The following is a 15,927-nucleotide window of genomic DNA, read 5'->3' on the forward strand; positions in this document are numbered from 1 at the left end:
TCCTCGCCCCCGGTCTCCGGGGGTGGTCAAGCAGGCCGGAGCGGCGGTTACTGCACCCCGTGTGGTCGGAACTGGATGCTGATGCGGCCGCCGGAGGCGCGGGTCGACTTGGGGATGGCGTGTTCCCAGGTGCGTTGGCAGGAGCCGCCCATCACGATCAGGTCGCCGTGGCCGAGCGGGCGGCGGATGGTCTCGCCGCCGTGGCGGCGGGGGCGCAGCAGCAGGTCGCGGGGTGCTCCTACGGAGAGGATGGCGACCATGGTGTCCTCGCGGGCGCCCCGGCCGATGCGGTCGCCGTGCCAGGCCACGCTGTCGCGCCCGTCGCGGTAATGGCACAGGCCGGCCGTCGTGAACGCCTCGCCGAGCTCGGCGGCATAGTGCGCGGAGAGGGCCTGGCGGGCCTCGTCGAGGACGGCGTGGGGGAGCGGTTCTCCGGAGCGGTAGAAGGCCAGCAGGCGCGGCACGTCCACCACCCGCTCGTACATCTGTCGGCGCTCGGCCTTCCACGGGACGTCCCGCGCCAGCCGTTCGAACAAGATGTCGGCGCCGCTGAGCCAGCCCGGCAGGAGGTCGATCCACGCACCGTCGCCGAGGACTGTCCTGCTGAGGCCGTCCAGGGGGCCCAGGCGCACGTCGTCGCTCTGGTCGAAGAGTGATCCCTGGAGCTGGTGCGTTGCCATGCGGCCAGTGTATCGAATGATTCGAACGTGTGAGCTAATCGACGTGCGCCGGGCCGGGCCGGGGCGCGGTGGGTCAGCGTGACCGGCTGCCGGTGAGCAGGCGGTAGATGAACAGGACGATCACGGAGCCGATGATGGCTGCGATCCACGTCGACAGGTGGAAGAACCCGTTGATCGAGTGGACGCCGAAGATCACCTTGCCCAGCCAGCCGCCGAGCAGCCCGCCCACGATGCCGATCAGCATCGTCACCAGGCAGCCTCCCGGGTCCTTGCCGGGGGTGAGGGCCTTGGCGATGGCCCCCGCGATAAGACCGATCAGGATCCAGGCGATGATGCCCACGAGTGTGTTCCTTTCCCTTGTGCGCATGTCGGCGCGGGGTCTTGCGTCCGACACTGGCACATATGTCCGCCATCGGCTGTCTTATGCAGGACCAAGGTCAACAGCCGCAGGGCGGGGGTCGTTCTTTTGTCGGCCGACCGGGTGACGGCCGCGGGGCTGCCAAGGCCGCGAAGGCCAGTAAATGTGAAGAGAGCGTTGCAGGCTCTCCATGTCATCGGGACCGTGGGCGCGGCAGTGCGGGGCAGGCGAAAAGAGAAGCCGCGAGGAGGACGCAGCCGATGCTAGTTGTCGCTCTTTTGCTCTTGCCGGCCATGGGGTTCCTGATGATCGCCATGGACCGCATCGAGGACCTGCTGAACGGTGAAGCGCGGCGCAGAACCGGTCGGCACGCACATCACCTCCGCCTGATCCACGGCGGGGCGCGGACGGGCCAACATCGGGCGACCGCCTCCGGGCGGCGCAAAGAGGCGGCCTGACGCGCCACAGAGCGGCGCCGCGCACACTTCCGGGGAAGCGTGCGCGGCGCCGACGTGTCAGTACTCTCCCGAAACTGCCTGCCTCCAAGGGCCTACAGGCGAGGCTGCTGCTGTGCCGTCTTCTCGGCGAGCTTCTGGAACTCGCCCAGGTCGTAGTTGGCCAGCGTGGAGTCGAGATTCGTGAGGGCGCCGAGGTGCTCCACGAAGCCCTTGGGGTCGTACTCGATCTGGAGCGTCACCCGGCTCGTGGTGTCGCTGAGGTGGTGAAAAGTGACCACGCCGGCGTGGTCCACCCCCTCGACGGTGTGCCAGGCGATCCGGTTCTCGGGCACGACCTCGGTGAGCTCGGCGACGAAGTTCTTCTCCGCGCCGGGCAGTTCCAGCTGCCAGGCGAAGCGGCGACCGTCCATCGGCTCGACCAGACGTACGTGGCTGAGGAAGGAGGGCCACCGTGTCACGTCGCTCCACAACTCCCAGGCGACGGAAACCGGCGCCTTGACGTCGACGGACTCGAGCAGGGACGCGGACATACGCACCTCTTTCTGGACGGGGGAGTGGCCACGGAATCTCCGAGCCGGTGGAACCCTCCGCTCCGGTACCCCCTCGGGGGCGGACCATGCGAAGGCGCCACATCGCCGCGCGGGCGCGCAGGCGTCACATCGCGGCGCGGGCGTCAGGCCTTCGCGCCGGATGCGGCGATCTTCTTGAGGTCGACAGTCTCGCCGGGCGCAGGCTCCTGCGGGCTCACCGCCTTGCCGTAGTCGCTGAAGGTGGTGGTGTTGGGGTCCTTGCCGCCGGTCGACTTGGCGCGCAGGATGTACGGCTTGCCCTCGGTGGCGACGTACAGCGTGACGGTCTCGCCGCCTGATGTCTTCTTCGTCAGCTGGATCGCCTCGGTGCCGTCGACGCTCGTCGTCGAGCCCTTCTTCATGCCCTTGCGCTCGGACTTGTCCTTGTCCAGTTCGGCCATGAGCGTCTGCTTGTCGCACATGTTCTTCGTCGTCGCGTCGTCAGCGGGGGCCTTCACCCACTTGTCCGCCACCTTCGGCACGATCTTGTCGCTGCCGGGCTGGCCCTTGAGCGCGGTCGTCCAGTACTTCTCGTCGCCCCGCAGGTAGAACGTCCCCTTCGTGTTCCGCACATCGGCGGACGCGCCCTCCGCCTCGATGGAGCCGTCACAGTTCTTGCTCTTGTCCACCGACAGGTCGACGGTCATCGGGGAACCCGACTGCTGCGTGGTTCCCTTGATGTGCATCGAGTCGGCCGCCTTGGTCGCCGCGACCGCGTCAGCCGCTATCTGATCGGCGCTCTTGCCCTCGAACGGCTTGCTCTCGCCGTCCGACTCGTCGCCGCCGCACCCCGCCAGGGCCACTAACGCCATTCCGGCTACCGCGGCCGCCATGGTTTTGCTGCCCCTCGCCACGTCTGCTCCTTTCCGGGGGCGCGTCCGCGCCCTCCGCTCGTTCCCCGGCCTCCGTGGCCGCGGGACACCCGCGTACCCCCTTGCTCACACAGATCACCGGAACGGCGATGCTCACTTCTTGGGCGGGTACGAGGCCGCGCGCCGGGGGCGGCTGGCGCATATGGTGACGGAGCGGCATACGGAGACAGCCATGACGTCAGCCAAGAAGTCACACATCGACCTGGAACAGCGCCTGCTCCTGACCGGTATGGGCAGCTTCGACTGGGACCTGGACAGCGGTGAGCTCGATCTCGACTCCAGCGCCCTTGTGCTGCTCGACCTGCTTCCCGACGAGTTCGACGGCGTCGCGGGGTACCTGGAGGGACGTGTGCCTCCCGAGGAGGCCGTGCGCATCAGTTACGCCGTCACGGAAGCGGTCACCACGGGCATCGACCTCTATGGTCTCTACTTCCGTGTGCGCCACCGCGACGGTTCGACCCACCTCTGTCACGCGCGCGGACGCATCCTGCGCGACGAGGAGAACCGGGCCGTGCGCGCGGTGGGAGTGGTGCGGGCGGCTGCGAACGACGCGACGGAGCTGGCGGCCACCGATCCGCGCGAGGAACGCAGGCAGGGCATCGCCCTGATGGTGCAGGGCACCACGGAAGCCCTCTCCCGTGCCGTCACCGTCGACGACGTGGTGGCCGTCCTTTCCGGCGCGAGCGGCCTCGACCGGTTCGCCGCCGACGGTCTCGTCCTCGGCCTGGTCGACGGAGAGGACCTGAAGCTGATCGCCCTGGTGGGCCAGACGATGCAGGCCCTCGACGAACTCAAGCTGCACCAGGTCGACGAGAAGCTTCCGCTGGCCGAGGCCGTCCTGACCCGGCAGCCCCGCTTCGTGGGCTCGCTGCCCGATCTCGGCAGTCGCTTCACCCGCCTCGGGCCCTACATCGAGCACATGGAACTCGACTCGGCGGCATTCCTGCCGCTGGTCGCGCAGGACCGCGCGATCGGCGGGCTCGCGCTCTTCTACCGCGGCCGCAAGGAGTTCACCGACGCGGACCGCAACCTCTGCATCGGTCTCTCCGGCATCGTCGCCCAGTCGCTGCAGCGCGCCATGCTGTTCGACGAGGAACGTGACCTCGCCAAGAGTCTGCAGGCCACGATGCTGCCGCGGGACATCCCCGCCGTCACCGACTCCGAGGTCGCCGTGCGCTATCACGCCGCGTGGGGCGGCCGTGAGGTCGGCGGGGACTTCTACGACGTCATCACCCTGCCCCGCGGGCGCATCGGTGTGGTCGTGGGCGACGTGCAGGGCCACGACACCCATGCCGCGGCCATCATGGGTCAGCTGCGCATCGCCCTTCGCGCCTTCGCCGGTGAGGGGCACCCGCCCGCGACCGTGCTCTCGCGCACCTCCCGCTTCCTGGCCGAGCTGGACACCGAGCGGTTCGCCACCTGCACCTACGCCCAGTTCGACCCCGCCACCGGCATCGTGCGCGCCGTGCGGGCCGGACATCTGCCGCCCCTCGTGCGGCACGTGAACGGCCGGGTCGGCGTGCCACGGGTGCGCGGCGGGCTGCCGCTCGGGCTCGCCACCGAGTTCGGCATGGAGGACTACCCCGAGGTGCGGCTCGACCTCGTGCCGGGCGAGACCCTGGTGCTGTGCACGGACGGCCTCGTGGAGGACGCCGGTCTCGATCTCGACACCGGGATGCAGAATCTCGCCGAGGTCCTTGCGGCCGGTCCCGAGGGGGCCGAGGACCTGGCGGACCACCTCTCGCGCGCGCTGTGGGAGCGCTGGGGCAGCAGCGACGACGTGGCGCTCTTGGTCCTGCGCCGGCTTCCCGACCCCGGCACGCTCCAGGAGCCGCGCATCCATCGCTACGTCCACCAGGCCGACCCCGAAGGACTCGCCGACGCACGGGCGGCGCTGCGGGAACACCTCGCGTCGTGGGGCCTCGGGGCGGTCGCCGACGACGTCGAGGTGGCGGCGGGTGAACTCCTCGTCAACGCGCTGGTGCACACCGACGGGGGCGCGATCCTCACGCTGGAGGTGCTCACCGGGCCGCCCCGCCGGGTGCGCCTGTGGGTCAAGGACCGCTCCAGTACCCGCCCCCGTAGGGGATCCCCGGTGGAGACAGCTACCTCCGGACGCGGGCTCCTCCTGGTGGAGGCGGTCACGACGCGCTGGGGTGTCGAGCCGCGCGGCGAGGGCAAGGCGGTCTGGTGCGAGTTCGCCGTGCCGGAGGAGTGAGCGCTCGCATCACGGTCGCGGCCCGGCATGCCTGTCGGCCGCGGCCCTTGCGGGCGGCGGCCGACACGTGCGGGTGACTCAGGCCTTGCGCTGCATGCTGCTGCGGGCCGGGTTGGCCTGCTCGGCGGCCTTGGGGTCCTTCTCGTCCGCCTTGGCGCGCACCCCCTGTGCGATGCGCTCGCCGATGGACTTGTCGATGTTGGACCAGTACTCGAAGGCCCTGGCGAGCACGGGCTCGGTCACGCCGTTGAGCAGGTGTCCCACGACGTTGTCCACGAGGCGGTCGCGCGCGGCGTCGTCGAGCACCTCGCGCACCATGGTGCCTGCCTGGCCCCAGTCGTCGTCCTCGGCGTGATCGACGTATGCGGCGCGGGTGATGTCACCGTCCGCGTACCAGCTGGGCGGGGCGTAGCGGCTGGTGTCGGCTGCCGGGCCGCCCTTGGAGTTCGGCGCGTACACCGGGTCCTGGCGCTTGTGGATGGCCATGGCCCCGTCCTTGGAGTACGTGTGGACGGGCACGATGGGAGCGTTGACCGGCAGCTGCTGGTAGTTGCCGCCGATCCGGTAGCGGTGGGAGTCGGCGTACGAGAACAGCCGCGCGAGCAGCATCCGGTCGGGGCTCGGGCCGATGCCGGGGACCAGGTTGTTCGGCTGGAACGCCGCCTGCTCGATCTCGGCGTGGTTGTCCGTGGGGTTGCGGTCCAGGGTCATCTTGCCGACCTCGATCAGCGGGTAGTCGCCGTGCGGCCACACCTTGGTCAGGTCGAACGGGTTGAAGCGGTAGGTGGCCGCGTCCTCGTACGGCATGATCTGCACGTAGAGCGTCCAGCTGGGGTACTCCCCGTCGCGGATGTGCTCGAAGAGGTCACGGGTGTGGTAGTCCGTGTCGGCCGCGGCCATCTGGTCGGCCTCGTGCTGGGTGAAGTTCTCGATGCCCTGGTCGGTCTTGAAGTGGTACTTGACCCAGGACCGCTTGCCCTCGGCGTTGATCCACATGTACGTGTGCGAGGTGTAGCCGTTCATGTGGCGCCAGGTGCGCGGGATGCCTCGGTCGCCCATCAGCCAGGTGACCTGGTGGGCGGACTCGGGCGAGAGGGTCCAGAAGTCCCACTGCATGTCGTGGTCGCGGAGGTTGTTGTCCGCCCGCCGTTTCTGGGACCGGATGAAGTGCTGGAACTTCATCGGATCCTTCACGAAGAAGACCGGGGTGTTGTTCCCGACCATGTCGTAGTTGCCCTCGGTGGTGTAGAACTTCACCGCGAATCCGCGCGGGTCGCGCCAGGTGTCCGGGCTGCCGCGCTCGCCGGCGACGGTGGAGAACCGGGTCACCAGGTCGGTCCGCGTGCCCGGCTGGAAGAGGGCGGCTTTCGTGTAGGCGCTGACGTCCCGGGTGACTTCGAAGTGGCCGAAGGCGCCGCTGCCTTTGGCGTGCGGCTGCCGCTCAGGAATCCGCTCCCTGTTGAACTGCGCCATCTGTTCGATCAGATAGGAGTCCTGCAGGAGGATCGGCCCACCGGCGCCGACGGTGAGCGAATGTTCATCGCTTTCGACCGGCGCGCCGGCGTCGTTGGTGGTCGCCTTACCTGTGGCGTCGCTCATGAGGTACGAGTGCCTTTCGGTGGGTGAAATTCTCTGCGCCGCAATGGCCTTGCCCGCAGCTGCGAAGGGCTGACTGTCGAGGAACTGTCTCTGGCGCGGCGGATTCGGCGTCGTACTGGCGTCGAGCCCATTTTGCGGCTTTTCTTCCGGTGTGGCCATTTGTTCGCGCCGGTGGATCTTTCACCGGCAGACTCCGAGTGCCCGGCTTGGCGCAGCCGATACGTGGTGAACGCTTCGATTTCGCGACGCGTGTCGGTGGCCGCCGGGGGTGTGAGGTCCCCGCGGGTCTTGGCGAGGGCCCGTCATGTGGCGAAGGTGTCCGGATCGGCCGCGTGCCAGTCGGCGGCCCAGCTGCCGGGAGGCGCGGCGAGCAGTTCGCCGGGGGAGAGCCATTCGTACAGTTCGGCGTAGGACCGGAACCGGCCGTGGTCCTCGCGGCGGCGCAGCAGACGGGGGCTGAGGTCCGCGGCGCTGCGGACGCCCATCGCGGCCAGGATCTGCAGCGCGCTCTGGACGGTGTTCCGCTGGAAGCGCTCGACGCGGGCGGCCTTGTCCGGGACGTTCAGGGCGCGGGCGCGGTACGGGTCCTGGGTGGTGACGCCGGTGGGGCAGTGGTTGGTGTGGCAGCGCTGGGCCTGGATGCAGCCCACGGCGAACATCATCGCGCGAGCCGCGTTGGTGTAGTCGGCGCCCATGACCAGGCGCTTGACGATGTCGGAGCCCGTCGCCACCTTGCCGCTCGCGCCCAGGCGGATACGGTCCCGCAGCCCCGTCCCCGTCAGGGCGCTGTGCACCATGATCAGGCCCTCGGTGAGCGGCATGCCCAGATGGTCGGCGAACTCCAGGGGCGCCGCGCCCGTCCCGCCCTCCGCGCCGTCCACCACGATGAAGTCAGGGGTGATCCCTTCCGCCGCCATGGCCTTGCACACCGCGAGGAACTGGGTCCGGGAGCCGGGGCACAACTTGAAGCCCACCGGTTTGCCGTCCGCCAGTTCCCGCATCCGGGCCAGGAAGCGGACGAGCTCGCGTGGGGTGGAGAAGACACGGTGGTACGGCGGTGAGACCACCGTCTCGCCCTGCGGAACGCCCCGCACCGAGGCGATCTCCGCGTTGACCTTGCCGCCGGGCAGGACACCTCCGATGCCCGGTTTCGCGCCCTGAGACAGCTTGAGCGTCACGCAGCGCACGGCGGGATGGGCGGCCTTCTCGGCGAACTGCCGCGGGTCGAAATCGCCGTCACGGGTGCGGCAGCCGAAGTAGCCGGTGCCGATCTCCCAGATGAGGTCGCCGCCGGGCCGCAGATGGTATTCGGACAGGCCGCCCTCGCCGGTGTCGTGGGCGAACCCGCCGCGAGCGGCGCCCGTGTTCAGCGCCACGATGGCGTTGGCGGACAGCGCCCCGAAACTCATCGCCGAGACGTTGAGCAGGGCCATGTCGTACGGCTTGGTGCAGTCGGGGCCGCCGATGCGGACGCGGGGCGGCTCCTCGGGCACCTTGGCCGGTGCCATGGACGGGACGAGGAATTCGTAGCCGCGCTCGTCCATGTCACGCTCGCTGCCGAACGGCTCCTCGGCGGCGACGCCCTTGGCCCGTTCGTAGACGATGCTGCGGGTGTCGCGGTCGTAGGGCCTGCCGTCGTAGTTGCGCTCCACGAAGTACTGCTGCAGCTCCGGGCGCAGCGTCTCCATGAAGAACCGCAGGTGGCCGAGGACGGGGTAGTTCCGCAGCACGGTGTGCCGTCTCTGCAGGAGGTCGTACCCGCCGGTCAGCGCCAGGGCCAGGAGAGGAGCCCCGGCGAACCACCACCACGGTGACACCAGAAGGGCAAGCAGCACACTGCCCGCCGCGCAGGCCATCAGCAGGCCGACCGCTGCGAAACGCGTCATGATCACCATCTGACCCGAAATCAGCCGGTCACACACGCGGGCGTGCGACGGATGGCCGGGGGCGCGAGGGATGGCCGGGGGTGCGACGGATGGCCGGGGGCGGGAGGGGCGGCCCCGGCTTCGGGAGACCTCGGCGGGCTACTCCAAGAACGCCGCCGTGCTCGCCGTGAAGCGCTCGGGGTCGTCTAGCCAGGGGTAGTGACCTGCTGCCTTCTGCACCACGCGGGTCGCGTCGGAGAAGAGGGCGGCGAACTCGGCCACCGGCTGCGGGGGACTGTTCACGTCGAACTCGCCGGTGAGCAGCAGTACGGGAAACGCGCAGTCCGCGAGCCCCGCGCGCGTGGCCGCGGGGTCGAAGGCGCCCTCTGCGGCGAAGCCGGCGACGGCTTGCTCGTTGCTCGGTCGGCTCGCCGCGCAGTGGCGTTGCGCGGCGCTGTCCCACCGGCCGTAGAAGAAGGGGTCGACGGCCTCCCAGTCCGTGCCGGCGCCCTCGGTTATCGCTTCCAGGGCGGCGAAGGCGGGCGGGAACCACGGCTCGTCCTTGCGCGACCGTACGAGCTCGCGCCGCATCTCCCCGGTGACATCGATGCCGACGGCCCGGGTTCCGGGGCTGATCAGGGCGAGCTTGCGGAGGCGGTGCGGGTGGCGTGCCGCGTACTGCGCCGCGATGTTCGCGCCGCCGGAGTGGCCGAGCAGGTCCATTCGGGGGAGTCCGAGGTGTCGGCGCAGGGTTTCGACGTCCTCGACGAGGCGGTCGCAGCGGTAGGTGGCGGGGTCTTCGGGCAGCGCGGATTCTCCGGTGCCGCGGGTGTCCAGGAGGATCAGCTGCCGGTGCGCGGAGAGTCCGCCGAGGTCGCCGAGGTAGCGGGAGCCGACGGGGCCGCCGGGGATGCAGACGAGCGGCGCGCCGTCGCCGTCCAGGCGGTAGGCGAGACGGGTCCCGTCGGATGCGCGGTAAGTGGGCATGGCGTGGATCCTGGCAGTCATAACCCGGTAATACAACCCGGTTATGACGATGAGGGTGGCGACCTGTATAACCGAGTCATGGCAGGTACCGAGGATGCGAGGCAGAACTCCGGGGCGCTGACCGAGGGGCAGGCCGAGCGGATGCTCGCCGGGATGAACGAGGTCATCCGCGCGGGCGAGGAGATGCGGAAGCTGCGCGCCGAGATGATCAAACTGTTCGCCGGGTTCGGCTGGACGCAGGACAAGATCGCCGAGCTCGCGGAGATGAGCCAGCCGGCCGTGTCCAAGCAGATGGCGAAGTACAAGGATGGCGACCAACCGCAGCCTATGGAGCTCCACCTCGACCAGCGGGACATCCCATGGCTCGAAGGCCGTCTGTGGGGCCTGGCCGAGAAAGTCTCCGAGAGCCTGGACGACAGCGCCCGCTGCACCCGTTGCGTCGGCGCCCTCAGCCGGGGGAAGAAGCGCTTCACTCCCCAGAACACCGACGAACTGCGGCGCTTGCTCGAAGAGGACCTGCGACAGCACCAGGACCGGCTGCCGCGCAGCCACCGGGCGGCCTACGACGAGATCAGCCGTCGCCTCGACCTGCCGGCGCAGGTCACCGCCACCGGTTCGGCCTCCGTGCGCCGCGCCCTCGCCCGTGAGATCCAGCGCGATCAGCTCGCGGACGACGCCTGAGCCCAACGGCTCGACGGGTGGACGCCGTTGAAAAAGGGCTTCGCGGCGAAAGCCCCGGCCGGGCATGATTTCAGCCGTGCATGAGGAAGGCGGCCTTCGCGGGTACGGGCGGTACACGCTGACGGAAACGGAGCATGGCCGGGTCCTGGGCGTGTGCGCCGAGGCGGACGGCCTGTTCGCGGAGCCGCGGCGCGGGACGTACGAACTCTTCGGCTGGGTCCGGAAGACGGAGAAGACGGAGAAGACGGAGAGGGTGGAGAGGGCGGAGAGGCGTGCGGCTGGCTCGGCAGTCGGGTCTGGCTCGTGCCGGACGGGGAGCCGCTCGACGCCTGGCTCATCGAGGACGCGGAGAGCGCGGGGCCGCTCCCGGGGGCGGACAGTCTCGTGCTCACCGGTCTGGACGACTACATGGGCCCGCCCGAGGGATACCGGGGCCCCGTCCGTGTGCACAACGGGCGCCGATGGCTGGGCTCCTGCCGGGAATTCGCCCTGATCCTCCCCGCCGAACAGCAGGCGCCCACGCTTGTCCTGCGCGGACTCCTCCCGGGCGATCGGCTGCGGGCGGCTCTGGCCAAGGGCGCCCGGCGGGCACTTGACCCGGGGGAGACGGCTCTCGAAATACACGACGACCAGGGCGAGTTGCTCACCGACCGAACCTTCTGGGCCGCGGTCAGGGCCTGTTTGGTGGCCCTCGACGACTGCCTGCGCGGTACTTTCGGCTACACCGCCCCCGCGACCCTGCTCTGGCGCGACGCCGCGATCGCACACGAGCACCTGTCCCGGGCCCTGACATCTCAGGGTGATCCCTACGACCTGTTCGCCGAGGTGCTCGATGCCTTGGCCCGGGGCGGCATGCAGGTCACCCTGGCGTGAGCGGGGCTGCTGCCCGCGGATTCGGTTCTGCAGAACCGCCGATTTCGAAAGCGGGTGCGAGTACTGCCGGTAACGCCGGTGTTCCTCCCTGGTGTCGAATGGAAGTCACTCGAACTTCTTGTTTCCTGTGAGTCGGCTGTGCCAGGGTGAGCTTCCTCGCGCCGAGGTCATGAGCAAGTCCGCTTTCTGTCCGAGCTCTCGTCCGGGCGACCCAAAAGGTCTTCACCCGGCCGCATTCGGACAGTCCCCGCTGTTTGCTGACCCATTTTTCTGTCTCTGTGCGTCCCAGGTATGCACCAATCAGTCGCTGACTTTTCAGTGGCTGCGTTTTCCCGTGCCGCCTTTCGGCTTGGAAGGAAAAGGTTCCGTGCAATCCCCGCACCCCCCACGCCCGACCCACCCTCCTCGTTCCGGTGTTACTCCCGGAGAATCCGACCTGAGTCTCGCCGCCCGGCTGAGGGGCGTGCCGGAGGGTGAGTCGGGCCAGTCCGTCGCGCTTCTGCTCGCCCGGCACTGGCAGTCGGCGTACGACTACGCGGCCATCTGCCTGGCCTCGCGGACGAGTTCGGCCTCGATGGTCGCCACGGCATCGTTCCACCAGATGCTGGGGCAGATGGTGCGCAGCGAGCCGGGCGGCGCCCTTCGCCCCTACCTCCTGGTGACCGTTCGGGAGACGGTCAGGGGATGGACCGTCGACGACCGCATAACCGCCTTCATGCCGGAACTCCGCAAACCGACCGGCGGTCGCGGTATGCGGGCGGCGACTTCCATGACGCCCGAAAAGCGGCAACTCGCGGCGCGGTCCTTCCGGGCGCTTCCCGCAGTCGCCCAGTGCCTGCTGTGGCACACCGAGGTCGAGGCAGAGCACATATCCATACCCGCCGGTTTGTCGGGCTTGAGCGTCGACGTCGCGGCCGACGTCCTCGATCAGGCGCGAGAACAATTCCGGACAGGTATCGTGCGCGCTCATCGGGAACTCGCGCCGAGCAAGGAATGTTCTCTTTACAACCGGCTCCTCGATGTCGCGATGCGCCGCGGGGGCGGCTTGCTGCGCGATCTCGAACAGCATCTGTCGGAATGCCGCCACTGTCGTGACGTGGCCGACCAACTCAGCCACTGCGAAAACCGCCTGGGCACCCTCCTCGCCGAAGCCGTACTCGGCTGGGGCGTACGCCGCTACCTGGAGTCGCGGCCGGGGCGCGGGGGCGCCGCAAAGCGTGGCGGCACCCCTGTGGCGAGGGGCGGAGCCGTGAAGCGGGGCGGAGCAGCCGCCGGGCAGGGCGGCAGACACGCGGGCGGCAGCGGACGCCACCGTCCTGCGCCGCACGTCTCCCTGCCGGGCGGAGGCCGCCTCGCCGCCGCCCGCATGCAGCCGAAGACATTGCGCACCGGAGCAGTCCTGGGGGCCGCCGTTCTGCTCGCGACCGTGCTCGTCATCACCGTCGCTCCCGGCGACGGAGACGACGGCGGATCTGTGCCCCCGACCGGGATGGCCGGTGGTCATCACGCCGGCCCGGGCGCGGATTCCGATGAGCCGTCCGCGGGCTCTTCCGCTCCCACATCCACGGAAAACCCCGGTGACGCCGAGCAAGGCAGGCTGCGCAACACGGCGGCGGACCTGTGTCTCGACGTCCGGGACGGCAGGGTGAAAGCCGATGCCGGGACGAAGCTGGCCAAGTGCTCGGCCAAGGCGAGCCAGCAGTGGTCGTACGAGAAGAACGGACTGCTGAGCAGCGTCATCCGCCCGGACCTCTGCCTGGATTCCGGCGCGGAGGACGGCGTACTTGCTCTCGGTGCCTGTGTGGCACCCTCGGCCCGGCGCGCCGACGAAGTGCGCTACGACCTGACCGTCCTCGGAGAGTTGCTCCCGCGCTGGCACGAAGGCCTCGCGGTCGTACCCGCCTCTTTGCGCAAGGGCACGGATGTCCTGGTCAAGGTCCGTGACGGAGCCGCGGAAGAGCGATGGACGTTCGACTCCTCGACTGCGGGGCCCGAGACCCGGTCGATAGACGGCAAGAGCGGCCCCTCCGCGAAGGACGGTCCCTCCCCGAAGGACGGCCCCTCCGCCAAGGGCAGTTCTGATTCTCCGCGCGCGAGTGGCGACGCCTGCACGGGCGGCTCGTCCTGCAAGCACGACTCGCCCAAGGGGCCAAGGCCGGGGCCGAAGGGAGACGGCAAGAAGGACCGAGGCCGGCAGCCCGCGCCGGACTCGACCCGGCACGGCGACGTCAAAAAGCGGTACGCCGAGGTCGACTGCTGCGACGGACCGACTCCGGCGCCGCCGATGCCGCCGAACCGCCCCGGTGAGCAACTCCGTTCCCCCGCCGTACGGGACGGAGCCCAGGACCAGGGGGAGCAGGCGGACCAGGCGGATCAAGCGCACCAGGCGGACTAGGCGGGCCGGGGCGGGCCAAGTGCCGTCGTCCGGCGACCTGATGGCGCCGGGGGTGCGAGGTGCGCAGACGGAGCGAGAGCACCCGGCGTCTAGGGTCGAGCCCATGACGAGGACTACACCGCCGCGGCCGCTGGACGTCGAGTCGCTCTTCCCGGAACTCGCCGCGTACCGCGGCACCACCACCCGGCTGCATCCGCAGCCGGGAAGCCCGGACGCGACGGTCAGTTCCGTGGGCGGGCCGATGCTGTGGCCGGCGGACGAGCCGTGGCCTGTGTGCGTCGAGGCGCACAAGCGCGGCAAGGGCCTGCGTCCCGCGGACATTCACCGGGCGCGCCGGGTTCTGGCCGACGCGTGGGACAGGGCACCGGCCTCGGGCCCCACGGAGGAGGAGCGGCAACTGCTGAGCGAACTGCGCGGCAGGCATCGGATCCCCGGAGTCCCGGAGACCGAACCGCTCCCGATGATCGGTCTCGCGCAGCTGTACCGGCGGGACATTCCCGATCTGCCGGCGGGCCCGGACGGGGCGGACCTGCTCCAGGTGTTCTGCTGTCCTTTCGACGCGCACGGCCGGAGCGGGTACGAACTCCTTGTCCACCTGCACTGGCGCAAGTCGGCGGAGGTCGGTGAGGTGCTGGCGTCGCCGCCGCAACCGCAGGTCGTCGGCTACGAGGGCTATGTGCCCGAACCCTGCGTGCTGCAGCCGGAGCAGGTGGTCACGTACCCCTTCGCGGGGCTGCTGCCCGAGGACCTGTGCGAGCGGATCTACGCCAGGGAGGATGCGCTCGACGAGGAGGCCGAGAGGCGGGAGACCGAGGAGCTGGAGCGCGGGGAGCTGGAGCGCGGGGAGCTGGAGTCCGGGGAGCAGAAGGAGTGGGAATCGGCGGGCGATGGGGCGGACGAGGTGGTCCGCTACCAGTACGACCTGTCCATCCCGCCCGGCTGGCGCGTCGGCGGCTTCGCTTCCTGGCACACGACCGACCCATCCCCCATGAACTGCCTGACCTGCGCCACCCCATGGAACTCCTTCTGACCATCGACAGTTCGGAGTGGGACGGCGGCAGCGGCAGCTGGAAGCCGCTGGAACAGGCAGACTCGCCGCCACACCCGGCCGCCCTGCCCACCAAGGTCATCGTGGGCCGCGCGGGCGAACTCAACGTCTTCACCTGCCCCGCCGACCCGGGCCACCCGCACCGCTGGAGCGTCCAGTGAAGCGACTCCGTCAGAGGTCCACGTTCCCCATGCCATGCCGGGCAGATCGCGCGCAGAAGGCATGTCCGGTACAGCCGGTACCGGGAATTGGCCTGGCGGCGTGTTCGATGTCGGTGACAGACTGCGGTGGTGATCGACGACCTTTCTGGTGGACTGACGGCTCGGCATCCCGTTGAGGACGACCATTCGCGGGTGCTCGCGGTGGTGGACGCGTGGTGGGGCGGGCTCAAGGGGGAGGCAGGGGCGTTGGAGCGTGCGCTGCTCCTGCCCCGGCTGTATTTCCAGCACTTCACCACCACCAGTTTCGTGGTCGAACGCGACGGGGGAGACGGGGAAGACAGGGGAGAGGGCGACGGGCAGCTCGTGGCCTTTCTGGTCGGCTTCCTGTCGCAGACCGAACCCGACGCCGCCTACGTGCACTTCGTCGGCGTCGACCCCGGGCTGCACGGGCAGGGCGTCGGACGCTCCCTCTACCGCGCCTTCTTCGCCCTCGCCCGGTCGCACGGCCGCCGGTACGTGCACTGCATCACCAGCCCGCAGAACACCGCGTCGCAGTCCTTCCACGCCCGGCTCGGCTTCACGTCATCGGCCGTGAAGCCCGACTACGACGGCCCCGGACTCGACCGCGTGGCCTTCACCATCGACCTCGCCGCGAGCTGAGGACGGGGGACAGGGAGGTGCTTGCCGCCTCCTGAGTTGCCGCCCTCACCGATACCAGTCGTCCGAGTCGTCCGCGAGAGACCGGCCGAGGTAGTCCTCCAGGTCCCGTGCGACCCAGCGGCGGCTGTCGTTCTCGTGCTCCCATACGAAGACATCGGCGCGCGCGGGCCTCCGTACGAAAGCGAACTGATCGCCGCCCCCGTTGTCACCGAAGAAGAGCAGGGCGTCGAAAGGCATGTACAGGTCGGCGAAGGAACGGTCCGACCAGAAGCGGAGGTTGTCCTCGACGATCCGCTCCAGGGGCCAGACCGTGTCCACGCCGTAGTGCCCCACGATGCCGTCGGTCTCCCGCAACAGGCTGACGAGCGCGGCCGGCAGGGAACACCCCAGGCGTTGCTCGGCGGCCGCCACGTCCGCCGCGTCGGCCGGCCCACCGAACTCGACCGCCTCGTAAGCCCGCCCGGCAGCTTCTCTCCACATGCGGGCAGCCTAGCCAGGTGCCC

The 15,927-nt window shown here is 69.7% G+C and carries 14 protein-coding genes and 1 pseudogene; 7 read left to right on the forward strand and 8 right to left on the reverse strand.

The features are described from left to right. Window positions 1-47: 47 nt before the first annotated feature. Together IE226_RS01655 and IE226_RS01660 are read right to left on the reverse strand one after the other, a co-directional pair. On the reverse strand, window positions 48-680 hold the full coding sequence (locus tag IE226_RS01655) for an alpha-ketoglutarate-dependent dioxygenase AlkB (RefSeq protein ID WP_190079099.1): 633 nt from the start codon (window positions 678-680) through the stop codon (window positions 48-50). Between the two features lie 73 nt (window positions 681-753). Then, window positions 754-1,020, reverse strand: coding sequence for a GlsB/YeaQ/YmgE family stress response membrane protein (locus tag IE226_RS01660; protein ID WP_190079100.1), 267 nt, complete (start codon window positions 1,018-1,020; stop codon window positions 754-756). Window positions 1,021-1,343: 323 nt separating this feature from the next. Here IE226_RS01660 and IE226_RS01665 point away from each other — a divergent pair, with 323 nt between their 5' ends. Next, window positions 1,344-1,496: a hypothetical protein gene (locus IE226_RS01665; protein WP_190079101.1), complete on the forward strand. Its 153-nt coding sequence runs from the start codon at window positions 1,344-1,346 to the stop codon at window positions 1,494-1,496. A gap of 92 nt (window positions 1,497-1,588) precedes the next feature. Here the strand turns inward: IE226_RS01665 and IE226_RS01670 are convergent, their stop codons facing one another. Together IE226_RS01670 and IE226_RS01675 are read right to left on the reverse strand one after the other, a co-directional pair. Next, window positions 1,589-2,026 (reverse strand): SRPBCC family protein, encoded by a 438-nt coding sequence (locus IE226_RS01670; RefSeq protein ID WP_190079102.1) that lies wholly within the window; start codon window positions 2,024-2,026, stop codon window positions 1,589-1,591. A 143-nt stretch (window positions 2,027-2,169) separates the two neighbouring features. Then, the gene (locus IE226_RS01675) at window positions 2,170-2,919 is read right to left on the reverse strand and encodes a hypothetical protein (protein ID WP_229870312.1); all 750 of its coding nucleotides are present in this window, start codon (window positions 2,917-2,919) and stop codon (window positions 2,170-2,172) included. Between the two features lie 190 nt (window positions 2,920-3,109). Here IE226_RS01675 and IE226_RS01680 point away from each other — a divergent pair, with 190 nt between their 5' ends. Further along, window positions 3,110-5,155 carry a SpoIIE family protein phosphatase gene (locus IE226_RS01680; protein WP_190079103.1) on the forward strand — a complete coding sequence of 682 codons (2,046 nt, stop codon included), beginning with the start codon at window positions 3,110-3,112 and terminating at the stop codon, window positions 5,153-5,155. Window positions 5,156-5,233: 78 nt separating this feature from the next. Here the strand turns inward: IE226_RS01680 and IE226_RS01685 are convergent, their stop codons facing one another. From IE226_RS01685 to IE226_RS01695, 3 genes are all read right to left on the reverse strand, one after another. Continuing rightward, window positions 5,234-6,754: a catalase gene (locus IE226_RS01685; RefSeq protein ID WP_190079104.1), complete on the reverse strand. Its 1,521-nt coding sequence runs from the start codon at window positions 6,752-6,754 to the stop codon at window positions 5,234-5,236. A 302-nt stretch (window positions 6,755-7,056) separates the two neighbouring features. Continuing rightward, window positions 7,057-8,640: an FMN-binding glutamate synthase family protein gene (locus tag IE226_RS01690; protein ID WP_190079105.1), complete on the reverse strand. Its 1,584-nt coding sequence runs from the start codon at window positions 8,638-8,640 to the stop codon at window positions 7,057-7,059. A 138-nt stretch (window positions 8,641-8,778) separates the two neighbouring features. After that, window positions 8,779-9,606: an alpha/beta fold hydrolase gene (locus IE226_RS01695; protein ID WP_190079106.1), complete on the reverse strand. Its 828-nt coding sequence runs from the start codon at window positions 9,604-9,606 to the stop codon at window positions 8,779-8,781. Window positions 9,607-9,684: 78 nt separating this feature from the next. On the opposite strand from IE226_RS01695, the gene IE226_RS01700 reads away from it, so the two are divergent. From IE226_RS01700 to IE226_RS01720, 5 genes and pseudogenes are all read left to right on the forward strand, one after another. Then, window positions 9,685-10,287, forward strand: a complete 603-nt coding sequence (locus IE226_RS01700; RefSeq protein WP_190079107.1) for a sigma-70 family RNA polymerase sigma factor — start codon at window positions 9,685-9,687, stop codon at window positions 10,285-10,287. A gap of 303 nt (window positions 10,288-10,590) precedes the next feature. Further along, on the forward strand, window positions 10,591-11,160 hold the full coding sequence (locus IE226_RS01705; RefSeq protein ID WP_373306842.1) for a barstar family protein: 570 nt from the start codon (window positions 10,591-10,593) through the stop codon (window positions 11,158-11,160). A gap of 463 nt (window positions 11,161-11,623) precedes the next feature. Next, on the forward strand, window positions 11,624-13,555 hold the full coding sequence (locus IE226_RS01710) for an RICIN domain-containing protein (RefSeq protein ID WP_229870315.1): 1,932 nt from the start codon (window positions 11,624-11,626) through the stop codon (window positions 13,553-13,555). Between the two features lie 103 nt (window positions 13,556-13,658). Further along, window positions 13,659-14,764: pseudogene (locus IE226_RS01715) on the forward strand (hypothetical protein). A gap of 129 nt (window positions 14,765-14,893) precedes the next feature. After that, window positions 14,894-15,424, forward strand: coding sequence for a GNAT family N-acetyltransferase (locus tag IE226_RS01720; RefSeq protein ID WP_190079108.1), 531 nt, complete (start codon window positions 14,894-14,896; stop codon window positions 15,422-15,424). A 45-nt stretch (window positions 15,425-15,469) separates the two neighbouring features. Here the strand turns inward: IE226_RS01720 and IE226_RS01725 are convergent, their stop codons facing one another. Next, the gene (locus IE226_RS01725; protein WP_190079109.1) at window positions 15,470-15,904 is read right to left on the reverse strand and encodes an SMI1/KNR4 family protein; all 435 of its coding nucleotides are present in this window, start codon (window positions 15,902-15,904) and stop codon (window positions 15,470-15,472) included. Between the last annotated feature and the right edge of the window lie 23 nt (window positions 15,905-15,927).

It is taken from the genome of Streptomyces longisporoflavus, assembly GCF_014649775.1.
In the GTDB taxonomy this organism is placed as follows: domain Bacteria; phylum Actinomycetota; class Actinomycetes; order Streptomycetales; family Streptomycetaceae; genus Streptomyces; species Streptomyces longisporoflavus.